Below are 18,197 nucleotides of genomic sequence, written 5' to 3'. Positions count from 1 at the left end.
AGCTTGTCAGCCATAAAATACGGCTGACATTTTAAAACATAAGGTTAGCGTCTTTTCTTTTTACGGCCTGGTTGAGTGAAACGTTTACGAGACGCAGTATCAGCCATTCCTTTAGGCTTGCTACCTGCATTTGGCTTGCTACCCGTTTTCCCTGCCGTTGATGTTTTCGGTTTAGCAGACTTTTTCGGCTTAGCCTCTGATTCTGATTTTTCAATCATCTCAAATAGCTTAATTAGCTCATCATCTGTTAAGTCACGCCATTCACCTAATGGGATCCCAGAAAGATTCACGTTCATAATACGCACGCGTTCTAACTTAGTGACCTCAAAACCAAAATATTCGCACATGCGACGAATCTGACGATTTAACCCTTGAACTAACGTGATCCGAAATACAAAAGGAGCTTCTTTCTTTACTTTACACTTTTTAGTTACCGTGCCTAGGATAGGTACGCCAGCTCCCATACCACGAATAAAATCATCAGTAATAGGCTTGTTAACCGTGACTAAATACTCTTTTTCATGCTCATTACCCGCACGCAAGATCTTATTCACTAAATCGCCATGGTTTGTGAGAAAAATTAGCCCTTGAGAATCTTTATCTAAGCGACCAATAGGGAAAACACGTTTACTGTGATTAACATAATCAACGATATTATCTCTTTCCCCACTTTCCGTCGTACTCACAATACCAACTGGCTTATTCAGCGCAATTAACACTAAGTCTTCTTCATTCCTAGGTTCAATAAGTTGTCCATTTACTTTGACAACGTCACCACTAAAAACTTGATCGCCGATAGCCGCACGTTTGCCATTAATAAAGACATTTCCTTGCTCGATATAACGATCCGCATCACGCCTTGAACAAATTCCACTCTCGCTAATGTACTTATTAAGACGTGTCGAAGATTTAATTTGCATGGTTACCCTCTGTAATCTGCATAGATAGGGAGCCAAACGGTTGAACCTAGCTCACTTTAAATAATAACGGATAGTTATTAAAAAGCCGTAACAGAATAATTTGTTACGGCTTTTTCAGAAGCTTCACGTTGACGTGCGACTTCTTCGCTTAGCGTTTTTTCAAATGTTGCATTAAACGCTTACGTTTACGCAATTGAGTTGCTGTTAGCTGATTTTTCTTATTCGCATAAGGGTTTTCACCTTCTTTGAATTGAATACGAATTGGTGTACCCATCACTTGCAATGAACGGCGAAAATAATTCATCAGGTAACGTTTATAGCTATCAGGCAAATCAGAAACTTGATTACCATGAATAACAACAATTGGCGGATTATGACCCCCCGCATGCGCATATTTCATTTTCACACGACGACCACGGATAAGTGGAGGTTGATGCTCCTCTTCCGCCATCTTCATAATACGTGTTAACAATGCAGTACCAACACGGCGTGTCGCAGACTCATAGGCCTCTTCAACGGATTCAAACAGGTTACCTACACCACTACCATGCAGCGCTGAAATAAAGTGAATACGGGCAAAATCCACAAAGCCGAGACGTAGCTCTAACATGTCTTTCACATGTTCACGATCTTCAGGCTTCATTCCATCCCATTTATTAACCGCAATCACTAATGAACGACCAGCATTAAGAATAAAACCAAGTAGTGACAGGTCTTGATCGGAAATACCTTCCCGCGCATCAATGACCAACAACACCACATTCGCATCTTCAATCGCTTGCAGCGTTTTGATTACCGAAAATTTTTCGACCGTCTCGGTGATCTTACCGCGTTTACGGACACCCGCTGTATCAATTAAAACGTATTCACGCCCGTCACGCTCCATTGGAATATAGATACTGTCACGAGTTGTGCCTGGCATATCAAACACCACAACACGCTCTTCTCCAAGGATACGGTTAGTCAATGTTGATTTACCCACATTTGGGCGCCCAACGATCGCTAACTTAATTGGTAACGTTGTTGGATCAAACTCCTCGTCTTCTTCATCAAACTCAGCTTCAGCCTCTTGCGCAGCCCAATACGCCGCGTTTTCTTCTTCCTCGGTTAGCTCGACTTCTTCTTCTATTTCAATAAAAGGTTTTAGCGATTTTTCGATTAGCTGGGTCACGCCGCGACCATGTGACGCTGCAATAGGGTGGATTTCACCTAAACCAAGTGAATAAAAGTCTCCAATTACACTGTCAGCATCAATACCATCCGTCTTATTGGCGACCAGATATGTTTTTTTCTTACGGCTACGCAGGTGTTTTGCGATACCTTCATCAGCAGGCATTAACCCTGCACGTGCATCGACCATAAATAGAACCACATCAGCTTCTTCAATCGCTTGTAAGGATTGTGCTGCCATGTGGGTTTCGACGCCTTCCTCAGTACCATCGATACCACCCGTGTCAATAATAATGAACTCATGCCCTTCCACTTCGGCACGACCATATTTGCGATCACGAGTCAGACCAGGAAAATCCGCTACCAGTGCATCACGGGTACGGGTTAATCGATTAAATAACGTGGATTTTCCTACGTTTGGACGCCCAACCAGCGCTACGACGGGTATCATTATTTGATGCCTCACTACTCTAATTAACTAAAAGAATCCCGGTTCTTAAACAAAACCCAACCAGAAAACAAAAAACGAAACGGTTCCTACCACTAGGAACCGTTGATTTTAGCGAGAAATTGACAGCTTGTCAGAAAATTAACGAGTTAACAGATAAACTGTTCCGTTTCTTGCCTGAACCATTAGCTTATCACTGGCAACAACTGGGCGGCTATGCAGACCTGAACTGTTAATTTTGTTTTGTGCTACAAAACCACCAGTGCTCATGTCTAACCAATGGAGGTAGCCTTCTTTATCACCAACCACAAGGTAGCCATTGTACATTTCTGGTGCACTTAACCCACGATTAAGCAGATCTTCTTGTGTCCACAGTGTTACGCCATCGCTCTTACGCACAGACAATACACGATCATTTTGGTCGACCAGATAAAGGTTTTCACCTGAAAGCACCATGTTATTGACAGAGCCGAGATCGCGTTTCCATTTTATTTGTCCTGAACGCATATCAAGTGCTGCGAGTGTACCGTTATACGCAATTGCATAGATAGTACCATCATCAATAATTGGCGTCATATCAACATCATCTAAGCGACCAATTTCTGTAGAGCTAGTCACTTGAGAGATACGTTGTTGCCAAATAAGTTGACCTTGGGATAAAAGTACAGCACTAACGCGGCCATTATCACCACCAACAATAGCGGCACCATAGGCAATACTTGGCGCTGATTCGCCACGTAAAGACAATGATGGTGTATCCATATTCACTGTCCACTTGATTTCACCACTGTTCTCATCAAGTGCTTGCAACATGCCATTACTGGTATGAACAATAACTAAGCCATCATTGGCTACTGGGCGAGAGAGGGCTTCACCCGCTACTTCGACATCCCATACCACCGAGCCATCTTCTTTATTCAATGCAATGACTGTTCCGCGTTCAGTACCAATATAAATATGGTTACCCGAAACCGTTAACCCACCCGAAAGCAGTGCGGATAAGTTAGCAGAAAGAAAACCTGTGCGCTTAGAAAGGTCTACTGACCAAATTTCTTTACCGCTCTCCAGTTCTAATGCTTTCACTATTCCTTTACGATCGGCAGCATAAACAGCACTACCATCCCATACTGGCGATAGGTCAGAATAAAACTGCTCTACACCATTACCGACTGATTTATCCCAAACGATCGTTGGAGTAAATTGGTTTTCAACCTGAGGAAGTGGTGCCATAACGATAGAATCAGTTTCGCTGGAACAACCGGCAAGTAAAGCTGAAGCGACTAAGCCAATCAAAAGTGTTTTCCGCAACTGCATAATAATCGTTTCCTTTCTTCTTATAAATTATACTCATCCAATTTCAAGCCGTATCCTGTTGATATCCATTGATTTCCCCCTATCGCGTATGTCTATCGCTCTAAGGGGGGATTGGCCTACCGATTGGATACGACCCTAATAATTTAGAGTACAGATACGTTGTTCAGTTTAAGGGTAAGAAGTTCTTTAAGCGTCTGTGAGCCTTCACTATCTAGCCCTTGAGTATATGCAGCTTTTGCGCCTGCATTGTCGCCTTTATGAAGTAATGCATCTCCACGAACATCTTGTGCAGCAGCCTGCCATGCCTTTCCTTTGATGTTACCAACAGAAGCTAATGCTGCATCAGCATTCCCTTGTGCAAGCTGCACTCTTGCTAAGCGGAAATTAATTAAATCAAGCATATCATCGGTTTTTGCTTTAGTTAAAGCAGCAGACAATGATTTTTCAGCCAACGCTAAATCGCCTTTATCGACAGCCACTTGAGCCAACTCTAATCCGATCATCGCGCTATATACATCTGTTGTATCCGCAGCGAATTTTTGCGCAGCTTCAATACCTTGAGTAGAGCCTGAATGCAGTTCTTCGCTCGCTTTTGCAAACTGTTGAGCGCTTTCTTGCAGCATATTTGTTTTATGTGACTGCCAGTAATTCCATCCCCAAACAGCCCCAACCCCTAAAACAAGCCCGACCACCAATGCCACGCCATTATTAGCAAAAAAGCGTTTAATCGCATCAACTTGTTCATTTTCGTTTGTATAAACTTCCACGTGCCTCTCCTTAACCTAACAGTTCAGCTAAACGCTGTGCCAATTGCTGCTGCGATACTGTTTCTTGCTCACCTGTTCGTAGATCTTTTACCCCGACTTGGTGATTAGCGATTTCCTCTTCGCCTAAAATCAACGCAACTTTAGCGCCCTGTTTATCTGCACGCGCTAATTGCTTTTTAAAGTTACCGCCGCCATGGTTGGTCATCACACGTAAGTTTGGTAGAGCATCACGTACTTGCTCTGCTAATAACAGCGCCGATTTTTGGCTATTTTCACCAAATGAGGCTAAATAAACATCCGTGACAGATTCATCAGCAATAAAGCCAGGATTTAGGCTTTCAACTAATAGAACCATACGTTCCATGCCCATAGCAAAACCGACAGCTGGGGTTGGTTTACCGCCCAATTGACCGACTAAACCATCATAACGACCACCAGCACATACTGTACCTTGCGAGCCTAGCGCTGTTGTCACCCATTCAAAAACGGTGCGGTTGTAATAATCCAGACCACGTACTAAACGTTGATTAACACGATACTGAATACCCGCTGCATCTAACAATTTGCATAAACCATCAAAATGCTCACGAGATTCATCATCTAAATAATCAAACAACTCAGGAGCATCATTTAATAACGCCTGTACATCTTGATTTTTTGAATCAAGCACACGCAATGGATTCGTGTACATACGGCGTTTGCAATCTTCATCGAGTTTTTCTTTATGCTGCTCAAGGAAGGCCACTAATGCTTCACGATAATTTGCACGAGCGTCTAAAGAGCCGATTGAGTTTAACTCTAACGTCACATGTTCGCTGATACCTAATGCGCGCCACCAGCGTGCTGTCATCATTATCAGTTCAGCATCAATGTCTGGCCCCGCAAGACCGAAAACTTCGGCGCCAAGTTGGTGAAATTGACGATAGCGGCCTTTTTGTGGGCGTTCATGACGAAACATGGGCCCTAGATACCATAAGCGCTGTTCCTGATTGTACAGCAAACCATGCTCAATACCTGCACGGACGCAACCGGCAGTATTTTCAGGGCGTAAAGTGAGACTTACCTCTGCTTTATCTGTGTCGTGACGGTCGATAAAGGTATACATCTCTTTTTCGACAACATCGGTCACTTCACCAATCGCTCTGCTAAATAGCGGGGTGTGCTCTACAATCGGGGTACGGATTTCACTAAAGCTGTAACCCTGCAAAATATTTTTAAGTACTGCTTCAATTTTCTGCCAGACTCGAGTGTCTGCCGGCAGATAGTCATTCATGCCACGAACGGCCTGGATATTTTTTGCCACGTTATGTCTCTATTTTTTCGGAATCGAATAGACTCGATTATAAAAGCGAAATGTCATTGGGTTCAATCGACAAACCACAATATTCCGCTTCAATCGGGAATATTCTGCTCTTTTTGGGTTTGTCCGTTTAATTTTTACATCAAGCTATGCGCTGAACCCCCGTCAAAAAGTCATAAAAACAAAAACTGGCCCTCAATGAGCCAGTTGTTTGACAATTATTTTTCGACTTGGTTTATCTTTATACGGTTATTTTCATCAAGCATTGCTGCTTTTGCGCGAATTTTCGCCTCAAGCTGATCAATAATATTGTCATTATCAAAACGCTCTTTTTGGCGAACGCCATCTTCATAGAAACCACTTTTGGTTTTCGCGCCAGCCACACCTAAAGTAGAAACCTCGGCTTCACCCGGGCCATTCACTACACAACCAATAATAGAGACATCCATCGGCGTGATAATGTCTTCGAGGCGCTGCTCCAAAGCATTTACCGTACCAATCACATCAAATTCTTGGCGTGAACAGGTTGGGCAAGCAATAAAGTTGATGCCACGTGAGCGGATCCGTAACGATTTTAGAATATCAAAACCGACTTTCACTTCCTCAACAGGATCCGCCGCGAGTGAGATACGTAACGTATCGCCGATACCTTCAGCCAACAACATACCAAGACCAATTGCTGATTTCACTGAACCAGAACGAGCCCCACCCGCTTCTGTAATACCGAGGTGAAGTGGTTGATCAATTTTTTGCGCCAATAAACGATAAGAGCCGACGGCAAGAAAGACATCCGACGCTTTAACACTGACCTTGAACTGATCGAAATTCAGCCTGTCCAAGATATCAACATGTCGCATTGCTGATTCAACCAATGCTTCAGGTGTTGGCTCACCGTATTTTTCTTGGATATCTTTTTCCAGTGACCCGCCATTGACCCCTATACGGATAGGAATGTTGTGATGACGAGCACTATCAACGACTTGGCGAATACGCTCTTCACTGCCGATATTACCTGGGTTAATTCGTAGGCAGTCAACACCATATTCAGCCACTTTCATCGCGATACGGTAGTCAAAGTGAATATCCGCAACCAATGGCACATTCACGCGCTGCTTAATTAATTTAAAGGCTTCTGCTGCATCCATCGTAGGAACAGACACGCGGACGATATCAACACCTACACGCTCAAGTGATTGGATTTGCCGCACAGTGGCTTCAACATCCGTCGTGCGCGTATTCGTCATAGATTGGACAGCAATGGGAGCACCATCGCCAATAGGCACGTTACCTACATAAATTCGGGTGGATTTACGTCTTTTTATCGGTGATTCATTATGCATTTTAATTTTACTCTCTGGACATCCATGTGCTCTTAAACACTGTTGTGTAGTTGATAATCATTGCTTCGATGACCACTATACACAAAAACGCAAACTGCAAACTATCACAATTCTAGTTTTAGGATACAGTTTGCGTCTTCTTAATTTGTGACTTTATGCTTCAGGTATTTTTAATTTAGCAGAACGATTCGCTTTAATAAAACGGCTTAAGTCAACCACATTACCATTGAATTTGATATCAACGTTTGCGGGCGCACCAATATTCAAGCGGTAAGGCAATTTACCTTGTAAATCCAAGGTGTCGCCGCTGTTCTTAATACCACTATACAAGACTTTATTATTCGCATCGCGAACTTCCAGCCAACATGAACCTTTAAAGCTCATGGTGAGCGCATCTTGAACGACAGGAGTAGCTACAGGCTCTTCCGTTGATTGAGTGCGATCAACGCTCACTGTTGTATTAGGTGAATTCGGTAACGGAACGGTTTTTACTGGCAAAGATTCAATTGGCTGATTCTCTGTCGCTTGAGCGGCGTTTAAGTCGACAAGGGTACCTTCACCTGTCTCAGATGTATTTGTGGGCGTCTCTGTTGACCCATTGGAAAGCTCAACTGGATTTCCACTTTCATTTTGCTGAGATATAAGCAAATCATTTTGATTTGCCATCGTAACAAATTCATTTTGTTGTTTTTGATGATCTTGCCACCACCAAATACCAACCATAGCAATTAAAACAATGACAATTAGCCAGGTTAGTTTCATTAACCAACCTTCACGCTTCTTACGCTTTTTACCTAAAGAGTAACTCTGCATTGATGAGACTGTTGATGCCGCAATCGGCTCATCATTTTTAAGTAACGCATTCAATTCACTTTCAGGCACATTAACCATACGCGCATATAAGCGCATATAACCGCGTAAAAACGTAGGTTCAACGCCAGCAGGTTTCACATCCTCATCGATTTCCCTTACCGTACTAACTTTAAGACACAGACGCTCCGCGACTGACTCTTGTGTTAATCCCATACGTTCACGCGCTTGAGACAATAATTTTCCTACAGTGATTGGGGTTTGTTCGGTATTGTTATCGATAGTCATTTGCTGGCAACACTGTTTCCGAGTGAATGAAATATAAAGCTATTTTTCCTTAGCTTTACTCGTAATAATCCTAATGTGATAATTATATTAATATCATCACCTACAAAACATTGTAGGTGATGAGGGCCATTTTGCCTATCCATAAATGACCCAAATGATAATTAGACCAAATATTTAGACTTTATCTATAACTTCAGACTGCTTTCACCTTAATAGGTTCCCCAGCCATACGTTTTTTCAAGGTCCGTTTTGTTCGGTCAATCACTTCTCCCGCCAACTGACCACAGGCGGCATCAATATCATCACCACGTGTTTTACGCACAATCGTTGTAAAGCCATATTCCATTAATACTTTTGAAAAACGATCAATACGACTATTCGAACTACGACCATACGGCGCCCCAGGGAACGGGTTCCAAGGTATCAAATTAATTTTACTTGGCGTATCTTTTAAACATTCCGCTAATTGGTGAGCCTGTTCAATACTGTCATTAATGTGGTCAAGCATGACATACTCTACCGTGACACGACCACCATTCGCATTGGATTTGGATAAATAACGTCTTACACTGCTCAGGAATGTTTCTATATTGTATTTTTTATTGATAGGTACAATATCATCACGGATATCATCAGTCGGTGCATGTAATGAAATCGCCAAAGCGACATCAATCATATCCCCTAATTTATCCAGCGCAGGAACAACACCGGAAGTTGACAGTGTGACTCGGCGTTTAGATAAACCAAAACCAAAGTCATCCATCATGATTTCCATCGCGGGAACCACATTATTCAAGTTCAGTAATGGCTCCCCCATTCCCATCATAACCACGTTGGTAATAGGACGACGACCACTGGATTTTAATGAACCAATAATTTTTGCTGCGCGCCAAACCTGACCGATAATTTCAGAAACCCGTAAGTTACGGTTAAATCCTTGTTGAGCGGTAGAACAAAATTTACATTCCAACGCGCAACCTACCTGTGAGGAGACGCACAAGGTTGCACGATCATCTTCTGGAATATAAACCGTTTCGACTTGCTGGTCACCTACCGTTATCGCCCATTTAATGGTGCCATCTGCTGAGCGTTGTTCTTCAGCAACTTCAGGAGCACGAATTTCAGCGACTTCCTTTAGTTTTGCTCTTAACGCTTTATTAATATCTGTCATTTGATCGAAATCGTCATAACAGTAGTGATAAATCCATTTCATGACTTGATCGGCACGGAATGGTTTTTCACCCATTTGCGCAAAAAATTCACGCATCTGCTTGCGATTCAAATCCAGCAGGTTAATTTTTTGTGTGTTGTTTTCTGGTGTGACAGAAATAGCGGAGGAAGTTGCACATTGTGCACTGGTTGTCATATCGGACATGTTAAGTTGCCTCGTTGTTACACTTTCGGCGAGTGCTACTTTGGTAGCACAACGTTCATAATAAAATCGCCCTGTTAACAATTATATTAACAGGGCGTCGCATTGTACAAACTTTATAAAAATAATGCTAATGCATTACACTAGTTTACCAATTAGCGTGGGCAGATTTCGTCTTCAGTGAAGAAATACGCGATTTCGCGGTTTGCTGATTCAACAGAATCTGAACCGTGAACCGCATTCTCAGTGAAGCTGTCTGCATAGTCAGCACGTAGAGTACCTGCCAGTGCATTATCTGGATTAGTTGCACCCATTAGGTCACGGTGACGTTGAACTGCGTTCTCGCCTTCTAGTACTTGCAGCATAATTGGACCAGAAGTCATGAATTCAACCAGACCTTCAAAGAAAGGGCGGCCTTTGTGCTCTGCGTAGAAACCTTCTGCTTGCTCACGAGTCAAATGCAACATTTTGGCGGCAACGATTGAAAAACCAGCGCTTTCAAAACGATTATAGATTGCACCAATAGCATTTTTCTTCACTGCGTTTGGTTTAATAATAGAAAATGTACGTTGAACCGTCATAAATAACCTCTTAGCGATATCGTGACTTTTACTTTTGTATTCTTAACTTTCATGTTAATCAAAACACAAAGTAGATGTCAGTTGTAGTTTTTTATATTGTTTATCTTCTGATGACGAGCAGCAGAAATTAAGGCGTTGATTATAGGGGCTACGATTACAATTTCCTACAGTCACATCAACATTTTGTTAAACTTTTTATAGCAAAAAACACTATTTTTTTGACTCAGTCACACTTTTTATTTGCTACTTGACTTTAAAATTAACTGACGTGACTTGCCCACCAAGATCTAATACCGAAATTTGATAGTTTCCTGCCTTATCGAAGGTCAGTAAAACGCTGCCATTGTGCTCAGTCTCTTGGATCTGTTCACCATTTAAAAACCACCATTGCTGCCCTTGCCCACCTTGTGTCATTAGACGCACATCCAAACTCGTTTTTCCTGGTAGCCGTTGCAGAATTTCACCATCACGGATGCCCGAAATAAACAAAGGTGGTGTTTCCGTACGCAATGGAGGACAGGACGAGTCGATTGGCGGTAAACGATTTATCCGTTTTTCACTCTGTGGTAACCAAGACTCTAAGGTAATCGGCCACAAATAAACCTCTTTTTCCACTGCATTAGAGCAATCAGGAGCAACCTGCAACCCTTGTTCATTTACCCATATTTTCTGACGTAACCCCAATAATGATTCTTGATCTTTCGCCATTAATGTTGGCGGGATCGTATTATCTAAAATCCAACTTAAACGGCGTTGCCGACAATTACTATCCCCTTCTGGTAATACAGTGCCGCTAGGCCAACAGATCATCGCTTGACTGACCGTTGATGGCTTGGTGTCTTTTGGCATCAATTGATTCGATTGATACAAACGCCCTAACAATAAATTATTCACTTGATTCATAATGGGGATCGCGGTCGCATAACCTAATTGCCCGGCAACAGGAGTACCATCGGGCCGCCCCACCCACACTCCTATTGTGTAGCGTGGATTTACCCCGATAGCCCAAGCATCTCGATAACCATAGCTAGTACCTGTTTTCCACGCTAAATTAACTTGCGCGGTCAAACTACTATCAGGAACAGGGCGCGCTTCACCACCCATAATACGCCGAATAATCCATGCCGCACCCGCTGACATTAATTGGCGATCACGTATTGTGTCTGTTGGACGATAGCGCAATGGCGACACTTTCCCTTGGCGAGCAAAAGCACTATAAGCCGCAACTAGCTCATCCATACGAGCGGCAGTGCCTCCTAAAATTAACGACAAATTAGGTTCGCTAGCTAAAGGAAAACGTAATTCTGTTCCCACATTACGTAATTTCGCCGTAAAACGCTTACTTCCGTAAACGTCAAGCACTTGTACTACGGGTAAATTCAGTGAACGGACTAATGCGTCACTCACACTCACAGGCCCATTAAAACCGCTATCAAAGTTCCCCGGTCGATAATCATCGAAGCGTCGAGGCACATCTTGCAGTAAAGATTCAGCGTGGATCAAACCATCATCCATCGCTAAGGCATATAAAAAGGGCTTCAATGTTGACCCCGGTGAGCGCCAAGCCGTGATCATATCGACATGACCAAAACGGCTATTATCTTGAAAATCGATTGACCCAATATAAGCTTTCACACTCATATCAGTATGATCTACTACCAATATCCCTAGCGATGTCTGCTTAGGAAGCTGGTTTTTCCAGTTAATTGCCATCTCTTCCAATTGGCGCTGCAACCCTGCATCAATGGTGGTTTCAATGACCGTTTCTTGTGCATCCTTGACAACTCGGCGCGCCAACAAAGGCGCAGAATTCGGATTTTTGCGTGGCGCTAACCAGATCTGTTCTTGTTTAATATCTTCAATTTTATCTGCTGGCCACACCTGATATTCCGCGAGTCTATCGAGCACTTTATCGCGCGCAGCTTGCGCTCTTTCGGGGTAACGGTCTGGCCTTAGTCGACTAGGTGCTTGTGGCAACACTGCAAACAATGCCGCTTCACCTGAAGTTAATTTATCAGGTGCTTTGTTTAAATAGACCCAACTGGCCGCACCGATACCTTCAATCGTACCTCCATAGGGAGCTCGGTTAAGATACATTTCCAGTATTTCATCTTTTGAATAGTGATATTCAAGTTGTGCAGTACGCCATAACTGTTTCAATTTCCCTGTTATGGTGCGGTCATGGGGATCGACTAACCGAGCAACTTGCATTGAGATCGTACTTCCACCAGAGACAATGCGCCCTGAACTGATGTCTTGCCACAATGCTCTCAGTAATGAAAATGGGTTAACACCGGGATGTTGATAAAAATGACGATCTTCGTAGGTCAATAATGCTTCGATAAACTCAGGGGAAACTTGATCCAGTTTTACGGGGTAACGCCATATTCCTTCTTTATCCGCAAAACGCCAAAGTGGTGTACCATCCTGGGCAACGACCGTGCGCGCCATCTCAACTTGTTTTATCGGCAATGGCCAAATCTTATCTGCCAGCAAAAATAAAAGAGGCAAAAAAATCACCAAGCAGAGCAAAACCAACCCAGCGCGTCGTAATCTTTTTTTCATAGATGGATATACCGCAAACAAATAGCCCTTATACCGAAATCATCACGCATCCAGTATAAGGGCTGATTAAAGATTAACGAACGACTTCTAATTGGCCGTTAGCTTTACCTACCGCACGCCATTCAGGAACATACATCGATTCCACTTGTGGAGCCGGGATAGAATATACCCCCGGTGTCACGGCACGCGCCAAATAGACTAATGTTGTCGGTCTATATTGCTCAACCTCAACGGCTGCCACAAAGCGATCATCCCGATATTCCATATGGTTGACTTGTGATTGTTGCATATCATCAATCACTTCCTGCAAGTTTGGCGCAGTTTCACTCAGATTAGCACTACTATTTGCTAAGTTCTGGTTTTCAAGCTCTAAGCCAGCAGGCAATAAATCAACCACTAAAGCATCAGGTACTCTTTGTGAAGCATTAACTTCTAATTTCACCACGACCATTTCACCTGTTCTTAAACGATCGAGTGAAATTGGACGACCTTGCAGATCTAAATAGGTTCGTTTCACATTCAACACATTCGAACTTGGTGTTGGCGTATACAATGGATAACCCACTACGTTCAATTGGCCATACAACGTGTTCGTTCCTGTATTTTCGATACTATAACCTGTTTTTAGCTGCTCTTTAGTTAAAAACTCATTGATAGGCTTATCTGAGGTCATCGGTGGTTGTTGACCATTAATGACCGCTTTCCATGGGGTTTCTGTATTATTCACATAATAACGTCCCGCCAAGTACAGCGCATTGCTCTCTTGAGTTGAGAAGTACTGTTGAGATACCAAGTTGTTTGAAAGCATTTGCAGTTTTTGATCACGTGCTTTTGTCATCAATTGGTATTCATTCAGTAACGCAACGATCATCGCATCATCACGAATGATTGAGCCATAATCCCCACTGTAGCTGTAACGAGCTCGCTGCTTTTTCAACCCATCAGCAATTACATTATCACCCCGTGTTTTATCGCCCATCAAATTTAAAGCGATACCCAACTGTACTAGTGGCAACCCACTATTGGCTTCCTGACTTCTTGAGTAGAGTTGTCGTAATGCTCCGAGAGGCGCCTTTTGCTGTGTTGCAAGTACTAAGCCCGCATAGGCTTGGGCTGCAAAACGTGCGGCTGATTGATCATCTACATAGGGGTAATTAATTTGATTACCATCTTGTAAATAGCTCAATAAACGACTATTAGCATTGGTTAATGCCTCTTTCGGCACCGTATAACCACGCTGATTTGCTCGGTTAAGGAAATCCGCAGCATATGCCGTTAGCCAGTACTCTTCTCTACCGTTACGATCCCATAACGAGAAACCACCATCAGGACGTTGCATGCTTAATAAATGAGGGATCCCCAATTCAATGGCTTTGCGACGGTCATCATCTGTCTGCGATTTTATACCTAACTTATTCAGCTCTGCTTGTGAAGAGTATAACGATGGATACAAGCCACTGATTGTCTGCTCAAGACAGCCATATGGATAAGCAAATAGCTCACGAATATAGCGGGCAATCTGCAATGGTGGACGGCTAGTTAGTAAAACTTGACCTTCGAGCGTATTAGGGGAGAGACCTTGTAAATTCTCGGTTGGTAATGACCATTGCTCACCCGGCTCAATAGCAACAGCATAAGAGACCGTTTCCGCAGGCTGTGCAGGGCGAACCCCAACTTTCCAACTATTGCTATACGCTTTCAATGATTCATCTGGCAAATCAATACCATTGATTGTCATTGAAACCTCACCCTGACCATAACCATAATCCGCGCGAACTGGCAACGTTACCGTTGTACGTTTACCTTTCACTAAGGCTAGCTCTTTCGTGGCGGTTCCTTCTAATTTCACCATTCCAGAGGCTTTAAAAGTCACTGTCACATTTTGTGTATTGTCCGTCGTGTTAGTGAGATCTAATGCGAAGTAAGATTTATCACCACCAGCCATAAAACGTGGCATCGACATTTGAGTGATAAGCGGCGCCGCTACCACGACTTTACTATCAGCATGACCAAAATCCTTCTCATTCCATGCTTGAGCCATTACGCGCAACTCACCATTAAAATCAGGGATCGGTAAGCTAATTTCACCTTCACCATTTTTATCTAATGTGACAGGTGCCGCCTGTTCCGCAATGATTTGCACTTCTGTAAGTGGCTTCATTCCACCACGATCTAATGAAGTATCTTCACCATCACCACCAAAACGTAAATTTGCTAACTTACCTTGGCCTTCAATGAGGTGACCGTACACATCGTACTGATCGACACTGTAACGTTTACGACCAAAGAAGGCGTCATACGGATCGGGCGTTTTAAAATCAGTAATGTTCAACACGCCAGTATCCACAGCAGATAGCAATACATTGACTTTTTCAGGTAATGGCTTGCCATCTTGTGCCGTCGCTTTCACTTTAACGATAAGGTCTTGGTTTGGACGCATTTGGGTTGGTGCTGAGAGCGCTAATCCAATCTTGCGATTTTCATCCGCTAACGGAAGATGAAGTACCCCAATCGCTCGCTTAACCGTTGCCTCTTTCGAGTCATCTCCTGGACGAACAACGACCGCAGTAATGTATAGGTCATGACGAGCCCACTCTTTATTCACTGGTACCTCAATTTCCATTCCTTTTTCAGGAACATCAATTTCTTGCCACCACAGTGGACCATTACTTGATTCAAGTAAAATATAACCTTTACCCGCTTTTGGTGATTCCACACGAACTTTTGCTTTTTCACCCGGTAAATAAGCCGGTTTATTTAAACTCAGCTTAACTTGATCAGGGCGCACAGCCCCATTACCGCCCGTATTGTCTTGCCATGAATAACCGGCCCAAAACGGTAGACTGGTGACTAATTGGTTATTTTCATTGATAACCTCAAGACGGAAGGCACCCCAATCAACAGGAAATGAGACTTTTGTTGTCTGACCTTGACTAATCTTGATGTTTTCATTGGCCATCACTAAATCTTTTTGATCATAGTTTGATGCCCAACCACCACTTTCAGACCAATTCCAATAATAATCACGACGCTCATAAATTAGGCGTGCAGTTAAATTGTTGGCCTCTAATTTATTTCCGGCAGCATCAGCAAAGACAAGCTCAAACTCCGCTAAAGAATTTTCATCAACATTATAGCGTTGGGCATAGCGGTCAGTTCGATAATCATAAATTTCCTTTTTATTGAATAATGGGCGAATACCCACCATCTCCCTTGCTGGCCATACGGCTTGCTCAGCACGACGGGTCACCGGACGCCCGCCCGCCTCCAATAGACTAACTTGCGCAATAACTTTTATTGGGGAGCGTAAAGATTCCCAATTACTTTGTGGCACACTAATGGCGGTTTCACCCGTATCATCTAGCGTTAAATCGAATTCATCAAGCTTACGTTGCAACCCTTCTTCGCTCGCAAAACCAAATTCAAATCCAGGTAATTTAGCTACGGCTTCACGATCAGGACGAATAAATATTTGCCCTTGAAGTTCATTACCCGCGGCGGGTGCACCATATAAATAGCGGCCTTGAATATCAAACTCAACAGGCTGATTATTCAAAATAGGTTTATCTTTTGTAGTGACATCTAATGCCATGCGTTCAGGCATAAAGTCTTCAACATTGAATTTATAGTAACGTAGTGGTGACCCGTCACCTAAATCAAAGCGTAATGACCAGCCCCCCGTTTCCGCTGATTGAGGAATTTCATACTGGTATTGATACAAACCATCATGGTCTTTCTCAGGTTGCCACACAAAACTTCTAACAACCTGTCCATCCGTTTTTAAAACATCCACTTTAACAGGTTGCGCTTTAAGTGGATTTCCATCACCGTCGCGTAATAACCCATTAACCAATAACAGTTCACCTGGGCGATATAAGTCACGTGGCCCAAACACAAAAAATTGTTTTGCGTATCCAGTAGGGCCTGAAATATCAAATTCAGAGAGGTCTAAAGCAGGTTGAGTAAGGTCAATCATGCTCGTTTGCCCATCAAGGGTCGCTAGCAATAATTTTCCACCCGCTAATTTATCTAATTTGGCATGCCCCTCGCTATCAGTAGTCGCTTGGTTAACCAATTGACCTTTTTCATCAAGGATACGCAGCTCAACGCCTTTAAGGGCTGAACCTTTTGCGAGTGATTGCGTAAAAACATCAACCTGATCTTGATAGCTATGCAGTGAGACCCCTATGTCACTCAGGGTGAATACTGTTGCAGGGAACTGATAACTGTAGCTACCCGCTTTTTGCATGATAGCTAGGTAGACGCCGTCTTGCTGTAGCTCTTTAATGTCTTTTAAAGGTAGTAAAACGGTTTGGCGAGTGTTTTTATCAGGATTGAGGTCAAAGCGCCCTGTATAAGCAAGTTCGGTTTTATTGAGAAACTCTTCTGAATACCAATATTCATAGTTACTACGGTATTGCCACATTGACAGAAATTGTGGTAATTGCTTTTCGTCAATACGGAAAAAATTCACATCGACTTTATCTACATTCAGCGCAATAACGGGCAATCCTTGTGCTACTTTGCTCGGTAATAAGGAGCCTTTGCTTGCAAAACCAACAGTTGGGATAATCTGTGCTGTTTGCAGTTTTTTCTCAAATGGTTGCTCTATCGTACGCCCATTTATCGCCTTAATCCCTGTATTTACTGTGAGATTTAACTCTCTTGATGGCGGTAAGTGACGAAAACGTAACTCCATTTTATTATCGGATAGTTCCCAAGCACCATCCAATTTTCCTGATTTCACATCAACTAAGTTTAAATATTGACTAAAATCTTGCTCCTCATATAGCGGCACAGAGAAGGTGACAACCATTGCGCTTGCCCCATCTAGTTGCAACTCAGAGGCATCAAGAATAGTTAACTCTTTACCCGCATAGCGCTTCATCATTTCAGCTGCTGATAATTTCGGCGTAGCTCCCTTTGCCGCCGCTAACGGTGCCGTTTGAATCACTTTTTCTGTCGTTGCACTTTTTTCGGCTACGACGCTGTTTTCTTTACTATTTGTGTTGTCTGAATTATCACAACCTGTTAGTGCAATAACTGAGGCTAATGCTGCTACAATATAACGTTTTTTTGTTTTTAGACCCGCCAATGAAGCCCAACGAATATGTTGATTCATGACCGATTCTTCCTTTTATAGTTAATATATGGTGCTTTTACTTCCATCTATAAGTTGGAAGCTACAGAAATCTTGGCTGGATGTTAAAATAAGCAAAGACTGAGATAGTGCGTAAATCGGTTACACAATTTAACAGATTGTGCGATTAGTACCTATAAGACAAAGCGGAAAAAACCCTAACTATTTTAGGCATCAGTACA

At 42.9% G+C, this 18,197-nt stretch carries 11 protein-coding genes; all 11 read right to left on the bottom strand.

Annotated features, from left to right (window positions below; genetic code table 11):
* Window positions 1–44 precede the first annotated feature (44 nt).
* A complete protein-coding gene (rluF, locus tag I3B46_RS07530; protein WP_004921343.1) occupies window positions 45–920 on the bottom strand; it encodes a 23S rRNA pseudouridine(2604) synthase RluF in 876 nt (291 codons plus the stop codon).
* Window positions 921–1,068: 148 nt separating this feature from the next.
* A complete protein-coding gene (gene der, locus I3B46_RS07525) occupies window positions 1,069–2,541 on the bottom strand; it encodes a ribosome biogenesis GTPase Der (protein WP_004921345.1) in 1,473 nt (490 codons plus the stop codon).
* A gap of 138 nt (window positions 2,542–2,679) precedes the next feature.
* On the bottom strand, window positions 2,680–3,852 hold the full coding sequence (gene bamB / locus I3B46_RS07520) for an outer membrane protein assembly factor BamB (protein WP_004921347.1): 1,173 nt from the start codon (window positions 3,850–3,852) through the stop codon (window positions 2,680–2,682).
* Window positions 3,853–3,995: 143 nt separating this feature from the next.
* Window positions 3,996–4,619, bottom strand: a complete 624-nt coding sequence (locus tag I3B46_RS07515; RefSeq protein WP_004921349.1) for a YfgM family protein — start codon at window positions 4,617–4,619, stop codon at window positions 3,996–3,998.
* Between the two features lie 10 nt (window positions 4,620–4,629).
* Window positions 4,630–5,922 carry a histidine--tRNA ligase gene (hisS, locus tag I3B46_RS07510; RefSeq protein ID WP_014656316.1) on the bottom strand — a complete coding sequence of 431 codons (1,293 nt, stop codon included), beginning with the start codon at window positions 5,920–5,922 and terminating at the stop codon, window positions 4,630–4,632.
* A gap of 215 nt (window positions 5,923–6,137) precedes the next feature.
* Window positions 6,138–7,259 (bottom strand): flavodoxin-dependent (E)-4-hydroxy-3-methylbut-2-enyl-diphosphate synthase, encoded by a 1,122-nt coding sequence (gene ispG / locus I3B46_RS07505; protein ID WP_004921354.1) that lies wholly within the window; start codon window positions 7,257–7,259, stop codon window positions 6,138–6,140.
* Window positions 7,260–7,412: 153 nt separating this feature from the next.
* A complete protein-coding gene (gene rodZ / locus I3B46_RS07500) occupies window positions 7,413–8,357 on the bottom strand; it encodes a cytoskeleton protein RodZ (RefSeq protein ID WP_004921357.1) in 945 nt (314 codons plus the stop codon).
* Between the two features lie 193 nt (window positions 8,358–8,550).
* Window positions 8,551–9,732, bottom strand: coding sequence for a bifunctional tRNA (adenosine(37)-C2)-methyltransferase TrmG/ribosomal RNA large subunit methyltransferase RlmN (locus I3B46_RS07495; protein WP_004921358.1), 1,182 nt, complete (start codon window positions 9,730–9,732; stop codon window positions 8,551–8,553).
* Window positions 9,733–9,884: 152 nt separating this feature from the next.
* Window positions 9,885–10,310, bottom strand: a complete 426-nt coding sequence (gene ndk / locus I3B46_RS07490; protein ID WP_004921360.1) for a nucleoside-diphosphate kinase — start codon at window positions 10,308–10,310, stop codon at window positions 9,885–9,887.
* Window positions 10,311–10,553: 243 nt separating this feature from the next.
* Window positions 10,554–12,875, bottom strand: coding sequence for a peptidoglycan glycosyltransferase PbpC (gene pbpC, locus I3B46_RS07485; RefSeq protein ID WP_104873596.1), 2,322 nt, complete (start codon window positions 12,873–12,875; stop codon window positions 10,554–10,556).
* A 73-nt stretch (window positions 12,876–12,948) separates the two neighbouring features.
* Complete coding sequence (locus I3B46_RS07480) at window positions 12,949–17,997, bottom strand: alpha-2-macroglobulin family protein (protein ID WP_104873597.1); 5,049 nt, start codon at window positions 17,995–17,997, stop codon at window positions 12,949–12,951.
* Window positions 17,998–18,197: the final 200 nt, after the last annotated feature.

Origin of the sequence: Providencia sp. 2.29, from assembly GCF_015832305.1 — a bacterium.
Classification (GTDB): domain Bacteria; phylum Pseudomonadota; class Gammaproteobacteria; order Enterobacterales; family Enterobacteriaceae; genus Providencia; species Providencia stuartii.
This window is presented reverse-complemented; position numbering and strand designations above follow the sequence as displayed.